At 62.2% G+C, this 928-nt stretch carries 1 protein-coding gene and 1 pseudogene; both read right to left on the minus strand.

Going from position 1 to position 928, the window contains the following annotated elements; all coding sequences use genetic code 11:
- On the minus strand, window positions 1-797 hold a 797-nt coding region (locus AC0L2Y_RS34490; RefSeq protein ID WP_473562326.1), incomplete at its 3' end, for a heavy-metal-associated domain-containing protein.
- Window positions 794-928: pseudogene (locus AC0L2Y_RS34495) on the minus strand (FixH family protein); the annotation flags it as partial. The gene AC0L2Y_RS34490 and the pseudogene AC0L2Y_RS34495, both read right to left, overlap by 4 nt.

Here is a 928-nt window from a genome sequence, read left to right on the forward strand (position 1 = left end):
GGCCGGTAGTCGCGCGTGCCATCATCACGCATCACCATGGCGCCACGCGCCGCCAGCCGTGACAGGCCGTTCACCGCGGTCCGGGCACGCTCCCGCATCACGTGGTCAAGCGTGCGGCCGATCAGCAGGAAGAACAGCAGCGATACCGATGCGTCGAAGTAAGCGTGGTCGCCATGGTTGATGGTTTCGTAGAGGCTCATCGCATAGGCGAGCGAGACCCCAACAGCAATCGGCACATCCATGTTCATGCGGCCGTGGCGCAACGCGTTCCATGCCGAGCGGAAGTAAATGCCGCCGGCGAAGGCGAGGGCAGGGATGGCAATCAGCGCCGAGATCCAATGGAAGAGGTCGCGGGTCGCACCTTCAGCGCCGGACCAGACCGAGACTGAAAGCAGCATGATGTTGCCCGCCGCAAAGCCGGCAACCGCGACGGCGCGGATCAGTTCCGAAAGCGTCTTGTCTTTTTCATCAACCTCGGGCTTGAAAAGATGCGCTGGGTAGCCCAGCCGCTCAAGCGCAGCGACGAATGGCGGTGCCTCGTTCCCACGCCAGCGGATCGAAACCCGTTTCGTCGACAGGTTGACCCGTGCGTCTTCGAGGCGATCGAGCTTTTCGAGTGCTGTCTCGATCGTCTGTATGCAGGCGCCGCAGTGAACGCTCGGCACTGAGAGGTCGGTCTGGTGAAGATCATCGCCAAGCGAGCGGCTCGCCAATTTGACTTCCTGGTTTGACGGCAAGACGGGTGTGACCCTATCGAGAGCCAGCGCCATTTCAGCGCCCGGCGCGCAGCAGCTCATTGCAGCGCTCCTTGGGAAATCATGATCCGACGGACATCGCGATAGGGTTCGGCGAGACCAGCATCGGCATCGACTTCGACGATCCAGACGCCATCTCTCGGCGTGTGCTGCGCCGCAAATTCCTGGCCTGT

This window comes from Mesorhizobium sp. WSM4830 (genome assembly GCF_055811495.1).